Annotated in this window: 19 protein-coding genes and 2 pseudogenes; 9 read left to right on the top strand and 12 right to left on the bottom strand. The window is 43.8% G+C overall.

Features of this window, described 5'->3' with window-relative positions:
* Nucleotides 1-50 precede the first annotated feature (50 nt).
* The 4 genes from AN963_RS21310 to AN963_RS21295 all read right to left on the bottom strand — a co-directional run bounded on the left by AN963_RS21310 (nucleotide 51) and on the right by AN963_RS21295 (nucleotide 3729).
* Nucleotides 51-593: an AAA family ATPase gene (locus tag AN963_RS21310; RefSeq protein ID WP_236708120.1), complete on the bottom strand. Its 543-nt coding sequence runs from the start codon at nucleotides 591-593 to the stop codon at nucleotides 51-53.
* Nucleotides 594-863: 270 nt separating this feature from the next.
* Complete coding sequence (locus AN963_RS21305; protein WP_055746575.1) at nucleotides 864-1991, bottom strand: class II histone deacetylase; 1128 nt, start codon at nucleotides 1989-1991, stop codon at nucleotides 864-866.
* Between the two features lie 25 nt (nucleotides 1992-2016).
* Nucleotides 2017-3513, bottom strand: coding sequence for a sodium:solute symporter family protein (locus AN963_RS21300; protein WP_055746574.1), 1497 nt, complete (start codon nucleotides 3511-3513; stop codon nucleotides 2017-2019).
* The gene (locus AN963_RS21295) at nucleotides 3514-3729 is read right to left on the bottom strand and encodes a DUF3311 domain-containing protein (RefSeq protein ID WP_055746573.1); all 216 of its coding nucleotides are present in this window, start codon (nucleotides 3727-3729) and stop codon (nucleotides 3514-3516) included.
* Between the two features lie 243 nt (nucleotides 3730-3972).
* On the opposite strand from AN963_RS21295, the gene AN963_RS21290 reads away from it, so the two are divergent.
* From AN963_RS21290 to AN963_RS21270, 6 genes are all read left to right on the top strand, one after another.
* The gene (locus AN963_RS21290; protein ID WP_055746572.1) at nucleotides 3973-5214 is read left to right on the top strand and encodes a sigma-54 interaction domain-containing protein; all 1242 of its coding nucleotides are present in this window, start codon (nucleotides 3973-3975) and stop codon (nucleotides 5212-5214) included.
* Nucleotides 5215-5229: 15 nt separating this feature from the next.
* The gene (locus tag AN963_RS21285) at nucleotides 5230-6033 is read left to right on the top strand and encodes a carbon-nitrogen hydrolase family protein (protein WP_055746571.1); all 804 of its coding nucleotides are present in this window, start codon (nucleotides 5230-5232) and stop codon (nucleotides 6031-6033) included.
* A 75-nt stretch (nucleotides 6034-6108) separates the two neighbouring features.
* Nucleotides 6109-6354, top strand: a complete 246-nt coding sequence (locus AN963_RS30480) for an EamA family transporter (protein ID WP_083497023.1) — start codon at nucleotides 6109-6111, stop codon at nucleotides 6352-6354.
* A 438-nt stretch (nucleotides 6355-6792) separates the two neighbouring features.
* On the top strand, nucleotides 6793-7500 hold the full coding sequence (locus AN963_RS21280; RefSeq protein ID WP_055746570.1) for a DNA alkylation repair protein: 708 nt from the start codon (nucleotides 6793-6795) through the stop codon (nucleotides 7498-7500).
* Nucleotides 7501-7621: 121 nt separating this feature from the next.
* Nucleotides 7622-8131, top strand: coding sequence for a tetratricopeptide repeat protein (locus AN963_RS21275; protein WP_055746569.1), 510 nt, complete (start codon nucleotides 7622-7624; stop codon nucleotides 8129-8131).
* A gap of 312 nt (nucleotides 8132-8443) precedes the next feature.
* A complete protein-coding gene (locus tag AN963_RS21270; protein WP_055746568.1) occupies nucleotides 8444-8992 on the top strand; it encodes an NADPH-dependent FMN reductase in 549 nt (182 codons plus the stop codon).
* Between the two features lie 283 nt (nucleotides 8993-9275).
* On the opposite strand, the gene ppsA is transcribed toward AN963_RS21270, so the two are convergent.
* From ppsA to AN963_RS32295, 5 genes and pseudogenes are all read right to left on the bottom strand, one after another.
* Nucleotides 9276-11876 carry a phosphoenolpyruvate synthase gene (gene ppsA / locus AN963_RS21265; RefSeq protein WP_055746567.1) on the bottom strand — a complete coding sequence of 867 codons (2601 nt, stop codon included), beginning with the start codon at nucleotides 11874-11876 and terminating at the stop codon, nucleotides 9276-9278.
* A gap of 511 nt (nucleotides 11877-12387) precedes the next feature.
* The gene (locus AN963_RS21260; protein WP_055746566.1) at nucleotides 12388-12927 is read right to left on the bottom strand and encodes a GNAT family N-acetyltransferase; all 540 of its coding nucleotides are present in this window, start codon (nucleotides 12925-12927) and stop codon (nucleotides 12388-12390) included.
* Between the two features lie 133 nt (nucleotides 12928-13060).
* Nucleotides 13061-13816, bottom strand: a complete 756-nt coding sequence (locus tag AN963_RS21255; RefSeq protein WP_055746565.1) for a MerR family transcriptional regulator — start codon at nucleotides 13814-13816, stop codon at nucleotides 13061-13063.
* Between the two features lie 120 nt (nucleotides 13817-13936).
* A pseudogene (locus tag AN963_RS32080) lies at nucleotides 13937-14026 on the bottom strand (SDR family oxidoreductase); the annotation flags it as partial.
* 9 nt (nucleotides 14027-14035) lie between these two features.
* Nucleotides 14036-14164, bottom strand: a pseudogene (locus tag AN963_RS32295) (hypothetical protein); the annotation flags it as partial.
* 114 nt (nucleotides 14165-14278) lie between these two features.
* Here AN963_RS32295 and AN963_RS21245 point away from each other — a divergent pair.
* Nucleotides 14279-14809 carry a cysteine hydrolase family protein gene (locus AN963_RS21245; protein WP_055746563.1) on the top strand — a complete coding sequence of 177 codons (531 nt, stop codon included), beginning with the start codon at nucleotides 14279-14281 and terminating at the stop codon, nucleotides 14807-14809.
* 173 nt (nucleotides 14810-14982) lie between these two features.
* The gene (locus AN963_RS21240; protein ID WP_236708049.1) at nucleotides 14983-15903 is read left to right on the top strand and encodes a VanZ family protein; all 921 of its coding nucleotides are present in this window, start codon (nucleotides 14983-14985) and stop codon (nucleotides 15901-15903) included.
* Between the two features lie 292 nt (nucleotides 15904-16195).
* On the opposite strand, the gene AN963_RS21235 is transcribed toward AN963_RS21240, so the two are convergent.
* Nucleotides 16196-16648: a hypothetical protein gene (locus AN963_RS21235; protein WP_055746562.1), complete on the bottom strand. Its 453-nt coding sequence runs from the start codon at nucleotides 16646-16648 to the stop codon at nucleotides 16196-16198.
* Between the two features lie 416 nt (nucleotides 16649-17064).
* Here AN963_RS21235 and AN963_RS21230 point away from each other — a divergent pair, with 416 nt between their 5' ends.
* Nucleotides 17065-17445, top strand: coding sequence for a DoxX family protein (locus AN963_RS21230; RefSeq protein WP_055746561.1), 381 nt, complete (start codon nucleotides 17065-17067; stop codon nucleotides 17443-17445).
* 409 nt (nucleotides 17446-17854) lie between these two features.
* Here the strand turns inward: AN963_RS21230 and AN963_RS21225 are convergent, their stop codons facing one another.
* Nucleotides 17855-18262, bottom strand: coding sequence for a ribbon-helix-helix domain-containing protein (locus AN963_RS21225; RefSeq protein ID WP_055746560.1), 408 nt, complete (start codon nucleotides 18260-18262; stop codon nucleotides 17855-17857).
* 286 nt (nucleotides 18263-18548) lie between these two features.
* Complete coding sequence (locus AN963_RS21220) at nucleotides 18549-19925, bottom strand: DJ-1/PfpI family protein (RefSeq protein WP_055746559.1); 1377 nt, start codon at nucleotides 19923-19925, stop codon at nucleotides 18549-18551.
* Between the last annotated feature and the right edge of the window lie 46 nt (nucleotides 19926-19971).

Genomic DNA, 19971 nt, shown 5'->3' with positions numbered 1-19971 from the left:
CCCGTTAGTGTAATGAACTTTGTCGAATGCCCGATGCTATGTGGAGTCAGTCACTTCGTCGAATTGCATTTATAATTGTTGTTTATTCTCTTTAAAATAATATCTATAATTTCAGTTGTCTTTAAGTGATCCGTAATTAAATGCTCTTGATAAATATCCTTCCTAAAAGCTTCGACACATTTAGCTGTCCGTTGGAATGACCATCCTCCTACTGTGTCACCACGCTTGACTAATCTGTTATAAATGGTGTCCTCTGAAGCTATTAAACAAAAATGATAGAGTTCTTCATCTAATTCTTTAAGTCCATTGTAAATGTAATTGAAGTTTTCCTCTTTATATAAGGTCATGGGCACAATTAAGTGTTTTTGATACTTCTTTTTTACCTCTCCTGCCACCTTTACGGTCAAGATTTTCCAAAGTTCAATATCCTGGAAATCATCAGTTTGTTCATGGATGTGCCTTACTTCCTCAGGTATTATCTTTCTAATCATAAGTCCAATTTCTTCAGGATCAAATATCATGCTATTCGTAACTAATGGTTGTAGCATTTGGGCTGTGGAAGTCTTACCAGAACCAAAAGCCCCATTTATCATGATAATCACGTGATCACTCCCAGTATTATTATGTATTTTGAATAAGACTTTACTGATTCCCCTAATGTTGTATTAGCGAATTTCCGAGCACCGCAATACTTTAAACATTCGCGAATCGATTGAACTAACCTGCCAGTTAGCTTAATAAAAGCTGCTGATTAAGGCAGCCTCGTTATGTAACAGCCAGTGAAATGATAATTCTAGTGAAAAAAGTAAAAGACTGCCGGTTTACCCGACAGCCTTATTGTTTTGCTTCTTTTTCTCGCTTCTCTATGTCAGCTTCCAATAAGCTGACTGCACTTTTGCCACCTGCTCAATCTGCTCCTCCTGATGAGGCAACAGCTGGTTGATTCTCGGCATATTTTTCAGGGTGATCGCCCAAAACGGATCTTCTATACCGCTCTCGATCCCACGAAGTGCTTCAATGACGCGAAGTGTGCAGAATGGCACATACGCTGTGCTATAGCCGCCTTCATGGCAAGCAACCACGCGTCCGTCACAATGGCGCTCCGCCAACTGTTTAATCCGCTTCATCATCTCGCCGAAGCAATCGGCCGTTACCATCATGCGCGCTAGCGGGTCGTAGCAGTTGGGATCCTGACCAGCAGAAATCAAAATCAGCTCTGGCTTGAACTGCTCGGCAATCGGCAGGACCACCCGATCAAACGCATAGAGATATCCGGCATTCGATGTACCTACGGGCAGGGGAACATTTACGGTGTAGCCTTTTCCTGCCCCTTCACCGATGTGCTCTGCGTAGCCACGATCATTCGGGAAGTTGTTCTCCTGATGCAGCGAGATAAACAGCGTATTCGGATCGCTGTAGAACGCATCCTCCGTACCGTTTCCGTGATGGACGTCCCAGTCCAGAATCATAATCCGGGTGATACCATACTGTTTGCGGGCATAGTGAGAAGCAACCGCCACGTTGTTAAAGATGCAGTACCCTGCCCCGGAATCCGCCTCAGCGTGATGCCCTGGCGGACGGGTCAGTACATACGCATTTGTCACCTCTCCACGCATCACGGCATCAACCGCTGTGATTGCCCCCCCTGCTGACAGCATAGCGATCTCGTAGGACCCTCTGCCAAACGGAGTATAGCCGCCCGCATCCCCTCCGCCATTGTCACTCATCGTTTTGATCCGTTCTATATAAGCAGTCGTGTGGAATGCTCCTACTTCTTCCTTCGTCGCGGCACGAGGGTGCATAATCTCAAGATGCTTGATATAGCTGCTCATCTCCAGCAGATTTTTTACCCGGCGCTTGCTCTCCGGACTCTCTGCCGTTCCATCCGGTTGCAGGAACTCGCCAGGCGGAAAGAACAGAACACTAGATCCAGTATCATGCCAAAAATATCGTTCATCGTAGAGAAAAGCTGTTTTCGTTTTCGTTTCCATTTTCCTTTTCCTCCATTACGTAAGATTATTTCGCCAGGTTCAAAGCCTCTACTTGTACTTCTTCAACTGCATCATCACGATAGGATGCCAACTCGTCGAACAGCTGGTCAACGTGGCTCTGCTTTTTCGTTGCCAATGAAATCACAGCGAACAGGATCAGGTTGTAGAACAAGCCCACCATGCCTGCTGACCAGTCGCCAGCCCATGCGGTCAACCAAGGAAGCAAGTCGCGGAAAATAACCGTTGCCATCCCTACTGACGTTCCGACGAAGGCCCCGTACACATTGGCCCGTCGCCAGTACAGCCCGAGAAGAATCGGTACCGATACCTGCGCGATACAGTCATATACAAACAGGATCAGCGGAACGAGACGGGAAATCTCCATCGTCGCTACCAATGTCGCGAGAATCCCGACCCCCAGAGTCAGCCAGCGAGAAAATTTGAAAATGTTTCCCTCGGAAATCTTGAACAATCCAAGGAAATTGCGGCCGATCATCACAGCAGCCGTCATCGTTGCGGCACTGATCGTCGACATGCTGGCAGCGAGTGCGAAAATCCCCATCAGTCCAACCGCCACCGGACCGCCATATTGATCGGCAATCCAGAAAGCACCCGACTGGGCATCCTGCGGAAAGCCGTTTAACAATCTGCCGCCCATCCCCAGCCAAAGCGCAAGAATCGTAAAGGCCGAACCGATCAGCGGCACAAACAGAACCGCCTTCTTTGACTCCTTCACCCCTTTCGTCATATACAGGCGGATAAACATCCCCGGCATCATCATGCCACCGATGGATCCGGCAATGATCGCAGAGCTCCACCCGCCATAGCCCACCTGCTCGTTAATCACCAGCAGTTGTGGCGCCTTTTCCGCCAGCGCAGTGAACATCTCTCCAATGCCGCCATACGCCTTATTGATCAGAAAAATCATCGTGGCACTGCCGACGAAGGTAAAAAACAAGCCTTGCACCAGATCGCCGATGACTGTTGCTCGCGCTCCTCCAAGCCAGGAATAGACGATGACAAACAGGCTGACCACGATCATCCCAACGTTAAACGGAACAGCGCCATAGGTTGCGGCACTGAACAGGTAGCCAATCGTCTTGATTTCGACGATGAGCCACGGACTCCAGAACAAAAAGGTCGTAATCGCAATAAATAGGCCGAACTTCTTGCTGTTGTAGCGCAATGCCACCAAATCCGCATTGGTCTGCAAATTGTGCAGCTTCCCCCATACCCATACCGGTCGAACGAGGATGAACATCGTAATCATCGTCCCCAACGAGTAAACCGCAACGTATTGAGCGAATAAGCCAATGTTGGCAGAATCGCCAAACCAGCCTGTGTACATAGAACCGACATACCACGAACCAATAAAGCCGAACAGACTCAGGTACCATGGAAAGGAGCGGCCACCTACTGCATAATCCTCCATTGAATCCTGTCTCTTGTGGAATATCCGAATAATGATTGCATTCAACAAAATAAAGCCCGCAATAATACTGCTGGCAATGACAGCGTTCATCTACAGCTCCCCCCTTTTCTCCTCAACTTTGTACCACACGATCAAAAGGATCGAGATCACCAAGATGACAAACAGCATCCAAAACTGGACAAATGGCATTCCTAACACCCATGGTTCGATCCGGTTAAACAATCGAAAGATCGGCGGCACAACAAGCGTGCTCAAGAGCAACCAGCAAATGATAAAAAAGGTTATCGTCACTGCCCCTCTGCTCATAGCTCATCCCCCTTTTTTGTTGTTTCTGACAAGGTTTAAAATAAGCAAATAATATGCCAATTCAGAAAACACTATAAATACGGGCATTCTTACGTTATACTCTGTGGAAAAGATGATATTTCTCATCAAATCCTCCATCACTTTGCCAAAAACACTTGTTTTCTTGATAAAACAAAACATGAAAAAGATCAGGTTTGATGATTATTTTCATCTTTTGGGTCAAATGAAAGGAGGAGCCGCCAATTGCACCTCACTCCAATTCATCGAATCTGGTGGGTGAACGAAATTCCGCATGGTGCCGAGGAGATTTTCAACGATGCGCAAATGAGTGAATTGCAAACCGTGCTCGACCTGCCGCAAATCACCTTTGTGCGCGAATTGGTCAGACAGCAAATCAATGAACCCAGCTTTGAGCTGATGTCCGAATTCATTTGTCCGCCGTTTACCTTCATGCTGATCCGGACTGCCCCCACGATGCTTGTCACCTTTGCCAAGGACGGACCTCGCGACGCAATCACCGTGTCGGAACAAGTGACAGACGAAAATCATTTTATTGCCGTATCGGAAGAGATGAAGCACGTTATCGACATCATCCGCAAGGTCTCTTACGTTGACTCCACGGTCCTGCTTCTGGGGAAATCAGGCGTTGGGAAAAGCGCAATTGCCAAGCTTATCCACAAGAACAGCGAACGCGCCAACAGCTGCTTTATCTCGGTCAATTGCGGTGCCATTCCAGCTGCCTTGATGGAAGCGGAGCTGTTTGGCTATATGCATGGAAGCTTTACCGGTGGTCAAAAGGGCGGAAAGGAAGGACTGTTTGAGGCAGCTGAGGGAGGCACGATATTTCTCGATGAGATCAGCGAGCTACCATTCAATCTGCAAGTAAAGCTACTCGAGGTATTGCAGGAGAATTCGATTCGGCGGTTAGGCGCTACACAATCGATCCCAATCAACGTCCGCGTGATTGCGGCAACCAACGCCGACCTGTTTGAGCTGGTGGGAAAGAAGCTGTTTCGTGAAGATTTGTACTATCGTCTCAATGTCGTTCCGCTTGAAATACCACCGTTGAATAAACGACCTGAGGATATTCGCGAATTAACGGCCTATTTCCTGAAAAAATACACCCGCAAGCACCGTGTCCAAAAACAATTCCATCGCGATGTCGAGATTGCTTTCGAAAGCTACGAGTGGCCCGGCAATGTTCGCGAGCTGGAAAACATCGTAGAGCGGCTGGTCGTGACGGTAGCGGACCCAGTCATTCAAACCAGCCATCTGCCTGCCTCCTTTCAGCACTCTACGGGAAGCAGCATCTTGGACATGATGAACAAATCGGACTTCCTTCCCTTGAAGGAAGCGAAGAAGCTGTTTGAAAAGGAATTGATCCTCAAGGCGTACGATACGTTTCAAAACATGTACAAGGTAGCAGAAGCGCTTGAGGTTGACCAGTCGACCATCTCCAAAAAAATTAAAGAATACCGCTCCTAATAAGAAGGTGAAGTCATGTCTCTCGTCACAATCGCCATCGCCCAGATCAGAACCAAGCAGTATGACAAAAAGTCCAATACCCATCGCGCGTTAACCATCATGAGAGATTGCAAGGAAAAAGGCGTTGATTATTTGCTGTTTCCGGAAATGTATTTGACCGGATCCTATATTTATGACCAAGTCCCCGCATTGGCAGAGCCAAAGGACGGACCGCATATTCGCGTGATTCAGGAAGAGGCGTCCCGCTTGGGGATCGGTGTTATTTTCGGCTTTCCCGAACTTGCGGGCAACAAGTATTACAACTCCGCTGCTTTTATCGACAAGGACGGCCATTTGAACGGTGTCTATCGTAAGGTGCATCTGTTTGACAAGGAGGTTGGCATCTATTCGCCCGGTGAAGAATTTCCCGTGTTCCGCACCGACTTTGGCAATTTCGCGCTGAAAATGACCTTCGACACCGGATTTCCCGAGCTCACCCGCCTGTATGCTTTGCAAGGCGCACAGATCGTTATGGGGCTGCATGCCCATCATGTTCCCTATCAGACCTATCACGAGCTGATGCTGCGTGTCAGGGCGATGGAAAACCAGATTTTTATCGCCGTCGCAAACAAGGTCGGTCTGGAAAAAAACAATCTCTTCTTCGGTGTAAGCTCCATTATTACCCCCAATGGCGAGCATCTTTACAAGGGTGGAAACAACGAGGAGATTCGTATTGAAACGATTGATCTAGCGGAAGTAAACCGGGAGCGGGAACGGACCTTGATGAAGTATCTGGATAATCGTCAGCCACGACTCTATGCAAAGATCGATGGGTATTAAGACGATTGCAGCAGGAAAAATCAGTAAAAAAGCAGTCCTGCCATAACAACTGGTGATGGCGGGAATTTTTTAAGCATGCAGACCATCACATCCGGGAGTTCTTCAATTTTATCCTCAACTAACCCGATCTGGTTTATTATTTTCAGTTCCCTTTTTTTCAGAACCCGTTACCGTATACTTCAATGGACAGGAGTGCTCATCGGATTCATTGGCGTAGCTATAACACAAGGATCATTTGAACTGCAATTTCAAAAAGGGTTCTGGTATGCAATTGGGACTGGAATGGCGTGGGGATTTGCTACGCTTCTAACATCTCGTTAGGGCAGATCGTTTGATGCGTAACATTGAATATAATCGTTAAAAAGGCCGGAACACCTTCTAAAAGGAGTCCCGGTCTAAATTTTATATATGAGATTGTCCTGATGATAGTATTCCAATGCCACACTTATTACGAATAACTGCCCGTTAACTCAATAACCTTCTTCAGTCTAATCACAACTTAGCGAATACTGCCACATCAGTTTTGTCCATTTTACGCAACCCACACATGTGGAGTCGGTGGCGTTGCTAGTGAAATAGCATTTTTAGAGCAGCCTTGTAGTGAGGCTGCTCTTTAGCTTTGTGGATTCCTCCAGCTATGATACGATATTCAATAAGGTATATATAGCAGTGAGAAATCATTATCACGTATTTCCGCTACCGATTCGATGGCTCTCATCTTAAGGGTAAAATCTCCAAAAAAGAAGGGAGTATGAAACAATGAATGTAGAAACGGTTATGCAGGAGCTTGAAGCTCTGGGCAAGGAAAGATCAAAGAAAATGTACGTATCTAATGGTGCGCACGAACCGCTTTTTGGGGTGGCTACTGGCGAGATGAAGCCTATCGCAAAGAAAAATAAAATAAATCAACCTTTGGCTGAGCAGCTTTACGCCACAGGGAACTATGACGCCATGTACTTTGCCGGCATAATTGCAGACCCAAAAGCAATGACTGAGGCGGATTTTGAACGTTGGATGGATGCAGCTTATTTTTATATGCTGTCCGATTATGTGGTTGCCGTAACCTTGGCAGAAACAGATATTGCTCAAGAGGTTGCCGATAGATGGATCGCAAGCGACGAAGAGTTGAGAATGTCAGCGGGCTGGAGTTGTTACTGCTGGCTTTTGGGTAATCGCCAGGACGGTGAATTTTCAGAAAGTAAAATTGCCACTATGCTTGAAATGGTAAAAAATACGATTCACGAATCTCCCCAACGAGCTAAATACGCGATGAATAATTTTATTTACACTGTGGGGGTATCCTATTTGCCGCTCCATGATAAGGCTGTCGAGACCGCAAAGGCAGTAGGTCCAGTAGAAGTCAAACAAAACAAGGGAAAAAGCAGTTTTCTGCTCGCTTTTGAAAACATTCAAAAGGCAGTAGATAAAAACCAGCTTGGTTTCAAACGCAAACATGTAAGGTGTTAAACTATTGGTATTTGCGAATAACTCCCTCTCTTTGAGCCTGATTTCACTGTCTATACGGCGCATGTGGAGAGTGTGGCATTACTGGTGAGAAAAAAACGGTACAAAGGGAGAGCAAAAATCGATGATGAGAGATCGTTTGGCAGAAGCGATTCAGCTGCGAGAAGAGGGACGGGCCAAGCAAGACGAAGCCATCCTGAAGGAAGCCAGATCGCTCCTTTTAGAATTGGCTGCTGCTTTCCCTGATGACGCGGAGATTATCTTTCAGACGGGAGTGGCCCATGACAATTCTGGATTGGGATCACAGGCCATACCGTATTATGTACGTGCCCTCGAATTAGGACTATCCGGACCGGACCTTGAGAGATGCTTGCTCGGCCTGGGCAGCACGTATCGATATTTAGGATACTATCAGCAGGCGGAGGAAACACTGCGCCGAGGCGTGAAAGAGTTTCCTGATAACCGGGCGATCCAGGTCTTGCATGCAATTTCTCTGTACAACACGCAGAGTTATAAGGAAGCGATGGAAATCGTTTTGACCAATTTGATGGAGACAACGACTGACGAGAAACTTCAGTATTTTAAACGAGGTCTCATGTACTACGCTACCCATCTGGATGAAACTTCGAATTGATTCACTCCTTTTGTACTCCCTGTCACCTTCCGCACATGTGGAGTCGGCGGCATTGCTAGTAAACCAAAAGCCCGATCGATTGCTCCTGTAATCGCTCGGGTTTTTATTTCGTTCATCCGTCGCCTGTTTCGCTTCCACGTACCATTCATTCAATGCTCCACATTACCATGATACAGTCCGTTGGAATTAACAGGAATTAGCATGCGCATATATACATTCTGAGGATAAAGAATTTTTAAGGAGTCATTCTAAAAGTGCCAAAGCGAAAGTAACATTAAGTGAGTTAATAACTTTATTTCTGGAGGTATAGAGATGGCTAACGAAAAGCTGAACATAGGTATTATTCTGGGAAGTACTCGTCAGGGGCGCGTCAGCCCGCAAGTTGGGGAATGGGTCAAGCAAACGGCTGATGGACGCGGGGATGCCGAGTATGAAGTGGTTGATATTTCAGCATACAAATTGCCTTTCTTTGGCGAAGGAACTGGGCAAGAGTCGGGACTTGCAGCGTGGCAAGCGAAAATTGAAAGCCTGGACGGATTCGTATTTATTGTGCAGGAATATAATCACAGCATTACAGGAGCTTTGAAAAACGCCTTGGACTCGGCGCGTGATCCTTGGAATAACAAAGCTGCCGGAATTGTGAGCTACGGGTCTACAGGCGGAGCAAGAGCGGCTGAACATCTGCGGGGGATTCTGGGTGAGCTGTTAGTCGCGGACGTCCGAACTCATCCTACCTTATCTTTATTTACCGATTTCGAGAACTTTTCGGTATTCAAGCCATCTGATCTTCACCAGACAAACGTCCATGCCATGCTGGATCAATTGATTGCTTGGAGCGGTGCACTGAAAACGTTGAGATAATTGTACCTAATTGGGATAGGTTAGCCCCACGAGTAATAGGTGGGGCTATTTTTTATGGGAACGGAAAGATATGGGGTAAAACAGCGAGATAGGAGGCTTTTCCATCTTGCGTATACATTGCAATTGCTAACTAGTCTCTCTTCTCCTTATCATTCCACTAAGTGTCCTTATCTCTGCTCAAAGTAGATAAAAGAATGAACAGGGTAACCGCACTTTTATCCATGTCAGATTGTATTTAATGCCGTCCATGATGACAGAGGCTCTTACTTGACGTATTCAGCCATCACAATATTTCGATATACCCTTCTGTTCCATGCACGCGAATTCGTTGCCCGTCTTTTATCAGCTTGGTGGCATTCTCCACTCCGACAACTGCTGGTAAGCCATATTCACGCGCGATAACTGCTCCATGGGTCATCAGTCCACCAACTTCGGTGACTAGACCTTTTATGGATACAAACAATGGTGTCCATCCAGGGTCAGTAAAGGAGGTGACTAATATATCTCCATCTTCTAGATCAGCATCTTCCATGTTTAAGATGACACGTGCTCGGCCCTCTATAACTCCGGAAGAAACAGGTAGACCTACAATCGCTTTGGCTGGCAGATTTTCTCGTTTGTACTCACCTGCAATGATTTCACCATCAGACGTGATTACACGTGGGGGAGTTAGTTTTTCAAAAAATTTGTAATCGTCTTTTCGTTTGCTGATGATCTGATAATCAAATTCGTTTGTGCGTACGACTTCGTGAAGTTCTTCAAAAGTCAGATAGTAGATATCTTCTCTTTCATGAATAATGCTAGCTTGCACGAGTTGTTCGGCTTCTTTCAGTAAAGCCTGCTTATAAACGAAGTAGCGATGAACCATGCCGTATTTTGGATATTCACGATAGCCGATGAAATTCCGGATTAGGTCGATCATTCGTTTTGTTTCTTTAGCTTGTTGTTCACCATCCGGTAATTGCTTCAATCGATCTAATAACTCTTGTTCTTTTTCCAAAGCTTCCTGTCGCCCTTGCTCAAATTTCCAATTGCCAGCATTCGGCTCAAAGTTTTTGATGTTACCTATTATCAGTGGAACAAGTGTAATTGGTTTTTCGCTCCAACGAGTTCTCGTAATATCGATTTCTCCGGCACACCGCATTCCGTATTTATGGAGATAAGCATAGATAGCGTCTTGCGTTTCCTGTCCGCCTTCAAACGTAACCAGTTCATCCAAAAAGTTATCATCTTTTACATGCTGTAAATAAGAAATTACTTCTGGATAAGGACGAATCACATCTGCGACTTCCATTAGCGCCAGACCCATTTCCGAAGTAATATTGTTTGGTACAGATTGAGAAAGCGTATCTGCTGCGTTTTTTTCACCCAACCACTTGTTCATTTTTTCATTGATCCATGATGAAGCATCCATAGCAGCCATAAATACAGCTGAACTTTGTGGGTCAAATAAAATCTTCTTTAACTCCTGAATATCTTCTAGAATAAAATCAAATAAATCTATTCCTGTTTTCGTTTGGATGTTTTGTTTTAACTCTTCAATCGATGTTTGACTACGCTTAATCAAATCAGAAACGATTGATGGATTGTTTTCGATTTGTGCCAGCATATCTGTATTGCCTCTAGTGGGACTCGGTGCTTTATTATCATTTGGTAACGACTTTATATAATCTCCACGCCCAATGATGTTCATAAGTGCGTCTTTCATGAGCGGATCGTGTTGTCCCATAGCATTTAATAAAATGTTTCTACTGACAGGTGAAGCCAGTTGATGTGTAACATCAACAAACAACCTTCCACCAGCTTTACGCATGGGTGCAGGAGTCGTTAACAGGAAAAAAGACAATCCCAATGGTTTCATGGGGTCGGTCATCATTTGTTGATGGCCAACAGATACATAGACGTGATTTTCTTGATCATTCGCTTCAGGGATGGGATATAAAGTCGTGATTGGACGACTCTGGACAATATAAAAAGTATCATCAGCCAAGCACCATTCGATATCTTGTGGGCAACCAAAATAAGCTTCGATCTGTCTTCCGATGCTTGCTAATTGTAAAATTTGTTGTTCAGTAAGTGTTTGCGTCTTTTGCTGATCAGGATCGATCTGCTTTGTCTCTGTTCCGCCTTCTTTTCGTCCATAGATAGCCAATTTTTTGGTTGCTATCCTCTTATCGACGATTTGCCCCTCCTGTACTTTATAACAATCAGCAGATACCAAGCCAGAGACCAGTGCTTCTCCAAGTCCAAAACTGGCATCGATGGATAGCAACTTCCGGTTAGATGTAATTGGATCAGCGGTAAATAAAATCCCTGAAACCTGTGGGAAAACCATCCTTTGAACGATAACGGATAAATAAACTTGACTGTGGTCAAATCCATTTTGCATACGGTAGATTACCGCGCGATCCGTAAACAGGGAAGCCCAACATTTGCTGATATGCTGCAAGATGGAATCGACGCCGACGATATTTAAATAGGTGTCTTGTTGACCAGCAAAGGAGGCATGTGGTAAATCTTCAGCAGTCGCACTAGAACGCACTGCATAAGCATGTTCCTCTCCAAACTGGGAGAGATAGTGAGTAACTGCTTTCACAACATCGGAAGGAATTTCTACTTCCATAATGATTTGTCTAATCTTCCTGCTGATTTCACCTATTTGATCTCGATCTTCTACTTTTAGCATGGTTAGTCGATCCAACAAAGCATGATACGTTTCGATTTGTTCGATGGCTCTTTGATATCCCACTGTTGTAACACAAAATCCTTCTGGTACTTGTATTCCTTGAATTTTTGATAATTCCCCTAAATGTAACCCTTTTCCGCCCACGACCAACAACTGCGTTTTTTCCATTTCCTGAAAACCGAGAACTAAAGAACTCATTCAACATCTCTCCTAACCATTAAATTAAGAAAAAACATTTGACAAGGGTTTGCCGGCATGGTACATTTAAAGTGTAAGATGCGATAATTTTGACCATATAAATCGAAACAGTCGTGATCTGATTATATCATCGTGTCTGTTTATGTGCAATATAAAAGAACCTGGCAAAACTGCCCAGGTTCTTTTTTGATTTTCCACTACCATTTGTCACATCAAAAAACCTAGTTCAAGCCGACTCCGTTACTGCATAGTCAACTTGCGGTTCTATGCAGCATAAGGAAATCCTGAAGTTGCGTTGGGTTCTTATTGAACTAATGCTGCCCGTTAGTTTAACGTGGCCACCAGTCTACAACTTTATTATTTAGTCTAATACTTTATTAATCAGTCTAAATGATATTTGCGTCCGCCAAATGATGGACAACCTGCCCTTGTCTCCTCATCATACGAATCCTGCCGTTTGAACGGACCAATGGGATAACGCATCTCCTCCATGGCTATTCGCCTGCATCATTCATTGCTTCAGCGTCAACACTTCATCCGGATTCGCGACTTCCCTACCATAAAAGCGGTGGGATCGAAAATTATGAATTTCCTCGCAAGCTTTGGCCATTTTATCCAGGATTCTCTCTTGTGGCTCATCCTTTTCAGGGCTCCAGTAGTAGACCTTCATCTCATACGTTTCCCCTTGGTGATCTTCTCTGCGGTATTGAATCCGATCAGCTTTTACGAATCCATTTTTCAGGTAAAAATTGGCCCTTTTCACGGTATCTTCGTCCTCTCGATCGACAGGTTCTACTTCCAGCAAGATGGTTTTTCCTTTTTTCTTTAGCTGAGTCAATACTTGTGTCCCTACACCTTTTCCTCTCGTATCCGGGTGGATGAGCAAATAATCGATGAAGAGAAAGGTGGGAAATTCAGCATACAGCAAAAGATAATCCTCTGTTTCTTCTTTGTGATAAACATCTTTATCCTCAATCAAAGCATGAAACTGACCGATATCCTTCATCTCGTGCTCGGGAAAGTAATCGTTTAGACGTTCGTACCATTGCATGCTGCTTCCACTCCTATGCGGAATATCCCCATTTACGGATAGCATTTCCTAGCGAAAGCACTTCCACTCACCTCCTTTAAATGGAAAACGAAAAACCCACGGATCCATTCCATGGGCTACCTTCATGTTTTCATTATTTGTTTTTTTCGCGATAAATGGTTAATGCCTTTTCGATAAAATCAATCAACTCAGGGTCGATCGGATATTGAAAAGCGAGCTCTGGAGCATCTCTTTGAATGCGCCATACCTTTTCACGCAGCTCTTCCCTGCCTTTAAAAATGTGGTCGGATGCGATTACGATTTTTTCTGCCCAGACTTGGGCTTTGGCTGAAGCCGGATCTCGCTCATCGTCCGCTTTCATTTCTGAAAACAGCTCGATCAGCTCATTGGTTCGGGGGTCATCTTCTTTCATTTGAGGGAGTTGAGTACGTAAAAAATGGAGCTCATCTTCCGTAATAAAATGATGTAAAGTATGCTGCTGGGCAACCGTTTTATCCTCGTAGAGCAAGTACAAATAGCGGAACAAGTTTTCCCAGTCCATTTTCCCTTCCAGCTTGATCGAGCGCTGGACGATGAGTACTATCTCTTGCATGAGCTTGTACTTTTTTAACTGCTTGTCGATTTCGGACAATTGCTGGCGTAAAAGATCCTCCCACTCCAGCTTGGACTCTTCAAAGATTAGCTTTACTTGTTTCAGATTCAGCCCCAGCCCTTTGAGCAAGCGGATCTTGTACAGCTTTTCAATATCGTCACTCGTGTACAACCGATGCCCTCCGGAAGAAAACAGCGAAGGCGTCAGCAAGCCGATTTGGTCATAAAACCGCAACGTTCGCTTGGTGATTTGAAGCATCCCTGCTATTTCACTGATGGCGTATGTCTTGTTCTCCAATTGAAATCCACACCTTTTTCGAATTTCCAGCAAGACAGGTACGAAAAAAGCTGTCAGCCTGATGCCAACAGCCTTATCGTTACTATTCTTATTATGGTAATAGTTGCACCTGCTCGTCAACTAGCGTAGCATGACCCCGCCGCCATCGACCATAATGGTTTGGCCGGTGATGTAATCAGAATCTTGAGAAGCCAAGAAGACAGCTGTACGACAACGTAGCTGTTGCGCTGTGGATTCTGCGTTTTCTGCATTCATATCGACAACGGCGACATTCGCGCCTTCTTTTGCCATTGCCAGTGCTATACCTTGTCCGACTCCGCGTCCTGCGGAGGTTTTTTCGCGCAGCACACGAGTTCCATTTACTAGAAAAATTTGAAAACATTCGTTTTTCTATCTGTTCAGTACAACCTCGTCCTCTTATACTGTTTTTGAGGGTACATATCTCGGAAGGGTGGTTGTCCATTGAGTAAAAATACTGCACTCCTTATTGTAGATGTTCAAGAATTCCTGATCGAGCATGCTTTTGAGGGTCATGCATTAGTTGAACGGATTGAGAAGTTGATTACCCGAACCCGTGATTTACAGATCCCAGTCTTCTACATCCAGCATTGTGAGAGCGAAGGCGAGTTTGAAATTGGGACGCCAACCTGGCAAATCCACCACGCTATTACCCCAAAGGAACATGAACCTGTAATCCAAAAATTCGCATGTGACTCTTTTTTTGATACACCCCTACGAGATGAACTTGAGTCCAGAGAAATCTATCACCTTGTCATCGTTGGCTTACAAACCGAATACTGTATCGACACAACCAGCAGACGAGCCATTTCATTAGGGTACGATGTCACACTCGTTGAGGATTGCCATTCAACACTCGATAGTCATGTGTTAAAAGCGGAACAAATCATTGCTCACCATAATTCGGTACTGAACGGCTTTGGTACTGCAAATAACCAGATTGCGGTAACGAGTTCTGATACCCTTTTTGTTTGATTCGTACAGTACCCTTGTCGTTTGCAAGGGTACTTTTTACTTCCTGGAGAGACAGCAGCTTCCTTCCAGTGCGAGAAATGGTGCGTTACCAATTGTGATCCGCTTCCGTCATTCTAAAAGAGATTCTATGCAAGTGGGAGTACGTACCCACACGTAAACGAGGAGACGTTTAGATGATGGAAATGAAAATTCGGAAACCCCTATTTGCAGGGACCCTTTTCTATATCAGCTTGATTTTGTATTTTATGTTCTTTGCTTTTAACAGAGTAGAACATGCAACCGATGTATATGGATACGTATTTATGCTTGTTCCCGAGGCTGTTCCACTTTTATTTCCTGAATTCTCATTTTCATGGTTATACGATTTTGGAAACATTGCCGCTTTTATCCCTTTTGGCACCCTCTTTCCCTTGTTGTATCGTATTCGTTTTGTGAAATTCATCACGTTCTTTATATCGGCAATTCTCGTTCTGGAAACACTACAAGCCCTCACCCATCTCGGCTCCTTTGATGTGGATGATGTCATATCCAACACCTTGGGTGCAGCGATTGGATTTGTCGCCTATAAAGTTGGCTTTGCTTCCAAAATTTCTTATAAGAAGCTCCTGGCTTCGGCACTTTCTATTGGTGTCCTTCTCATAGGCATCATGGTGGTATCCGAAACGGTTCATTATGCTCTAGAGAAAAGAGAAGGACCGATACAAGCCTTACATGGTTGGAAAGAAAGAAATGGAAGATTACCGAGGACTACAAATCTATCGAGCTTCACTGTAAAAGGCAAGAAAATAGAGCCCAAAATGAACGTGTATAGCAGCCAAGGTGAAAAGAGCAAAACATACACCTATATCCTGGGGAACAAAAAAAACGTAAAGTTCTACTCTCATTATGGCATTCCCGACAATGGTGAAAGGAAAGGGGAAGTTACTGTTATCGCAGATGGACAACTGATCGCTCAGTTTAGTGAACTCTATATGCAAGATGCAGATACGTTTGAAATGCCTTTTGACCAGATAAACGAAATTACGATTACCGTTTCCGGGAATGCTGAGTTGTGGGACGCTGGACTCAGTGAAAGGAAGCATTGGTGGGAGTGAAGAATAACCACCCGATCATTCTGTATGTGACTACTCTCAAATAAAAAGGCAGTGGTAGGCTCGGACGTGAAAATAAAGTCCTAGACTACTACTGCCTTTATTCGGCTAGCATACGCAAAATAAGTCGGTGTAGGTTTCTAAGGTTTTGTTGGTTGAGCTGAAAGACCGACTATATCTTTGGAACCAAATAATAGTAATGCAACTAAAATAATGATTAATATGATTTCAGAGAAACCTTCTCCATCAAAATTTATCATTATGAGTTCACCCTTTTCTATGCTAAATAAACTCATCAACTATCCATTTTATTTTTAAGTCCCTGAATCATCTCATCTACGGTCATATTTCCATTATCGTTCAGCAATTTCAGCATGTTATCTACATTATTATTGCTCAAGTCGCCTAGTGTAATGTACTTTCCCGTTAAGCTGACAATCATCGTAGCTTGTCTAAACAATTGAACAGCATCTACTCGTAACTTACCAGTTAAAAGCAGAACAGCCACAATGAGTTCTAAATTATTCCCGTTCAGGCAATGTAAATTGGATGAACTATTTGTTGACTGTTTCTCTTTTGCATTACCTGATGATTTATTGTTTGATTGTTTCTTTTTTGCGTTACTTGATGAATTTTTAGTTGATTGTTTCTTTACTGCATTATTTTTTGATTGATTACTTGATTGTTTCTTTGCTGCATTATTTGATGAATTTTGTGATAGCATATGTTCATTTTGAAAGGAATCCATGTATTCTTCCTCCCACCTAACATAGTAATTGCTCGTATATATCGGTGTGAGGTGAGACTGTAAACGACAATTTCGAAAGTTTCACCCTTTAGGACAAAACAAATCCAACAAATGTACACACTGACTTTTTCATATAACAATCATATTCAAGAACCGATTTATTGTGCTTGGGATAATTTTATTCATGCGTGAAACTGCCCGTTAGCTGACCTAGAACAGCGCCTGCAAACTGCTACGGTGACCACAAAAGAAAAGAAGCTAAAAAAGCAGTTCCTTCAGGCTCTTTATCAACATAAAAATCCTTCCACTCGCTGAAAGCTCACATACATAAACTCCTCTTATTATGGGACAGTATCTAATAAAGAAATGATATTGATCAAGACTCATATGTCCTTAGGAAAGGCGTTGGCAAGTTTATGGAGGATCTTGGAATATTGATTATTCGTCTCGTTTTAGGGTTAAGCTTTGTCGGCCATGGGAGCCAAAAATTATTTGGTTGGTTTGGTGGGTATGGAATAAAGGGGACTGGGGGTTGGATGGAATCTGTCGGAATCAAACCCGGTGCCTTTATGGCTGCATTAGCTGGGATACTTGAGTTTGTCGGTGGTCTACTATTCACTACAGGGTTATTTTTCACCTTGGGTTCAGCGATGATCGTTATCGCAATGTTAGGAGCTATGAAAGTTCACTTGCCCAATGGTTATTGGGCGGATAAAGGCGGTATTGAATATCCTTTTGTAATCGTTGCAGTAGCTATTGGTCTTGCTCTGATCGGACCTGGCGCATATTCGATGTAGATCTTGACGATCCAGCCAAAAGAACTGCTAACGAATAGCCCACTTTTTTTCTCCGGCTTATTCAAGCTAGAGTTCCACTATCCCTTACCTAGTAAAAGAGAATGTCTTGATATTCTCTTTATATATCCTTTCTTTTCTCGAGGTCATGGAAAATTACCGTTTTCTATTTTGTTTTGAGTTTAGAAAGTGAACATTGATCAGTGTGTTTTCTCATCTATAAACCCCAGTTTTTGAAGGATTCCACTGTAGCTTTTGTCGAAGGTCGGGTAGGTAATTTGCCCGATAATCAGTGATATGGATTGTTTGGACAACTACCCGTTAGCTGAACAAAGGGCTGCCAAGTGGCAGCCCTTTCGGAATGAACTTTCGAATCCCATTCTTTTATCTATAATGAACGAATCATTATAACCTAGATTTTTCCTTTTGGCCTATCTCCTAATAAACCCAACAAAAACATTTGCGAAAAAGCGAAACCTTTGGTCGTTTTCGAAACAATGGAAGGAATTGTCAAGTTAAGATCCAAGTAGGTTGATATTATTAGATCTGTGAATTCCTTTTGATTCGTTAAGGAGTGCTCTTGCAATCGCTGTGCAAACTCCTTGCTCACCTTTTCTCTCCCCCCAAACGCTTGTTGAAGTTGGTATCCTGCTAGATACAAATCAGCTGCTAAATCTTCATCTGATTTTTGATGTTCAGCTACATAACTCGAAATCCAGTCTCTCACTAAAGATGAGCTATCTTTATTGTTATCCTTCGCGACCTGTTGAAATTGTTCTTTTAGTTCTTTTGGCAAGCGTATGTGCAAATTAGCATCCATCTACCTAATACCTCCTGACAATCCGAATAAGTTAATCATATATCGTTGTGTTTACATCGTCAACACATAGCGTTATCATCATTAACACAATTATTTAATTTTCCCTTTATACCCTTTGAATTCATACTGAGCTTATCGTGTTAAGCTGCTCGTCCGTATAACAAACAAAAACGGATGCCGCAGCACCCATTTTATTTTCCCTCGTCATCATCTTATAGCCTAGATCAATGAGACCTGTTAACTATGCTATGACTCAGATAATTTGATTGGACCCCAACTCAACATTTTAGATTTTCCCTGTTGATGGCTGACTATCTCTCTTCACTTTTCGAATGAATCGTCTATCAATATAAAAAGCTGTAAGTAATGCTGCTAAAGTAAGCAAAGCTGGTATACCGAAAGCTTCATAGGAAAACGGTTTGCCTTCGAAGTTTAGATTGGTGGCACGGTATTCCAATCGCTTGGCACCATATTGAGCGGTTAGGACGTCCTCCTGCTTGGCTAAATCTTCAAGCGGAGCATCAAAGATAAATCTTTCCGCGGTGCCACTGTGAATGAACTCAGGCACCACGTTGTTACCCTTTTCGTACCACTGCTTGATATCTTCCGCAGCTAAAGTCTCCGCCTTCACTCCCGGAACAAACATTCGATCTAGCTTCGGCGCATTCGACATTTGATATCGGGTGACTAGGTTAAGATGATACTTCGTGACGATAGGCTGCTTGGCGTCTGAGATAGTGTGCACCTTTGTTGTTCCAGAAGCAGCATAGGTATCAAAAATCGTCGTAAGTGCTCCGTCATCCATGCCGTTATACAACAACACCCCTGCGCTTTTTTTGTTCCATTGGAATGCTTGGTTGAACGCAAAAATCACTTCGGTGTGATCAAGATAATAAGGGTCTACCTTCGGATTTTTTACGAAATGATAAGAAGGGTAATTCATCTCTTTCGCTATTTTCTCCGCTGTAGGTTCGCCTAATTGCTGTGAGATCACATAGAGGACAGCATCGATTCCTGAAGTGAGCGCTGCTGAAGAGACGATGTTCCCGTCTGCAACATAACGCAGATCCCTTCTCCATTTTGTTTCAGGATATTTATTGATTTCATGATAATCAAAACTTTTCCAGTCCGTGGTTGCTTCTTTCCCTTTTAATAAACCTGTATCGGCGAGATTCACCCCTCCAGCGCAAATGCTTAACAACTTCGTATCAGCATGTTTTTGTATCCATTCCCGAACAGGTTTATACTTTGCTTCGTCAACCCTAGGCATGGCCGGTATCACAATAAGGTCGGGACTTTTTCCTAATAAGCGGTCCAGTTCATCAAAAGAATAGTGCGGCATCAGATCCAAACCACCCGAGAGTGTCTTCACATTTTTGTCCGGGGCAACTGCATAGACGTTATAAGCCCTAGTCATGGCGAACATTTCATACGGAACCATAAAATCAAATACTTCTGTCGTCGGATTGGATAACATAACCGCTACTGTAGGTTTTTCCGGATGGTGTTCAGGGACTCTCACGTCTTGAAAATCAGGCATCGGTGTTTGCCGAGTGGGGATCCAATATCCCTGATTGGAGCGAATATACCCAAACGCACCGACCCCTCCGAAAAGGATAACGAACGTCATTACATAGACAACGATACGTAATACTATCTTCATCTTTTATTCTCCTCTGAACGAAATTTTTACGCTAACATTCCCTTGA

The organism is Brevibacillus choshinensis (assembly GCF_001420695.1).
Classification (GTDB): domain Bacteria; phylum Bacillota; class Bacilli; order Brevibacillales; family Brevibacillaceae; genus Brevibacillus; species Brevibacillus choshinensis.
The sequence above is the reverse complement of the archived record's forward strand: the minus strand, read 5'-3'. Positions and strand labels throughout refer to the sequence as shown.

Coding starts and splice junctions, on each gene's coding strand:
- AN963_RS21310 (WP_236708120.1), bottom strand. CDS start 593: ATGATAAATGGGGCTTTTGGTTCTGGTAAGACTTCCACAGCCCAAATG.
- AN963_RS21305 (WP_055746575.1), bottom strand. CDS start 1,991: ATGGAAACGAAAACGAAAACAGCTTTTCTCTACGATGAACGATATTTT.
- AN963_RS21300 (WP_055746574.1), bottom strand. CDS start 3,513: ATGAACGCTGTCATTGCCAGCAGTATTATTGCGGGCTTTATTTTGTTG.
- AN963_RS21295 (WP_055746573.1), bottom strand. CDS start 3,729: ATGAGCAGAGGGGCAGTGACGATAACCTTTTTTATCATTTGCTGGTTG.
- AN963_RS21285 (WP_055746571.1), top strand. CDS start 5,230: ATGTCTCTCGTCACAATCGCCATCGCCCAGATCAGAACCAAGCAGTAT.
- AN963_RS30480 (WP_083497023.1), top strand. CDS start 6,109: ATGCAGACCATCACATCCGGGAGTTCTTCAATTTTATCCTCAACTAAC.
- AN963_RS21280 (WP_055746570.1), top strand. CDS start 6,793: ATGAATGTAGAAACGGTTATGCAGGAGCTTGAAGCTCTGGGCAAGGAA.
- AN963_RS21275 (WP_055746569.1), top strand. CDS start 7,622: ATGATGAGAGATCGTTTGGCAGAAGCGATTCAGCTGCGAGAAGAGGGA.
- AN963_RS21270 (WP_055746568.1), top strand. CDS start 8,444: ATGGCTAACGAAAAGCTGAACATAGGTATTATTCTGGGAAGTACTCGT.
- ppsA (WP_055746567.1), bottom strand. CDS start 11,876: ATGAGTTCTTTAGTTCTCGGTTTTCAGGAAATGGAAAAAACGCAGTTG.
- AN963_RS21260 (WP_055746566.1), bottom strand. CDS start 12,927: ATGCAATGGTACGAACGTCTAAACGATTACTTTCCCGAGCACGAGATG.
- AN963_RS21240 (WP_236708049.1), top strand. CDS start 14,983: ATGATGGAAATGAAAATTCGGAAACCCCTATTTGCAGGGACCCTTTTC.
- AN963_RS21235 (WP_055746562.1), bottom strand. CDS start 16,648: ATGGATTCCTTTCAAAATGAACATATGCTATCACAAAATTCATCAAAT.
- AN963_RS21230 (WP_055746561.1), top strand. CDS start 17,065: ATGGAGGATCTTGGAATATTGATTATTCGTCTCGTTTTAGGGTTAAGC.
- AN963_RS21225 (WP_055746560.1), bottom strand. CDS start 18,262: ATGGATGCTAATTTGCACATACGCTTGCCAAAAGAACTAAAAGAACAA.
- AN963_RS21220 (WP_055746559.1), bottom strand. CDS start 19,925: ATGAAGATAGTATTACGTATCGTTGTCTATGTAATGACGTTCGTTATC.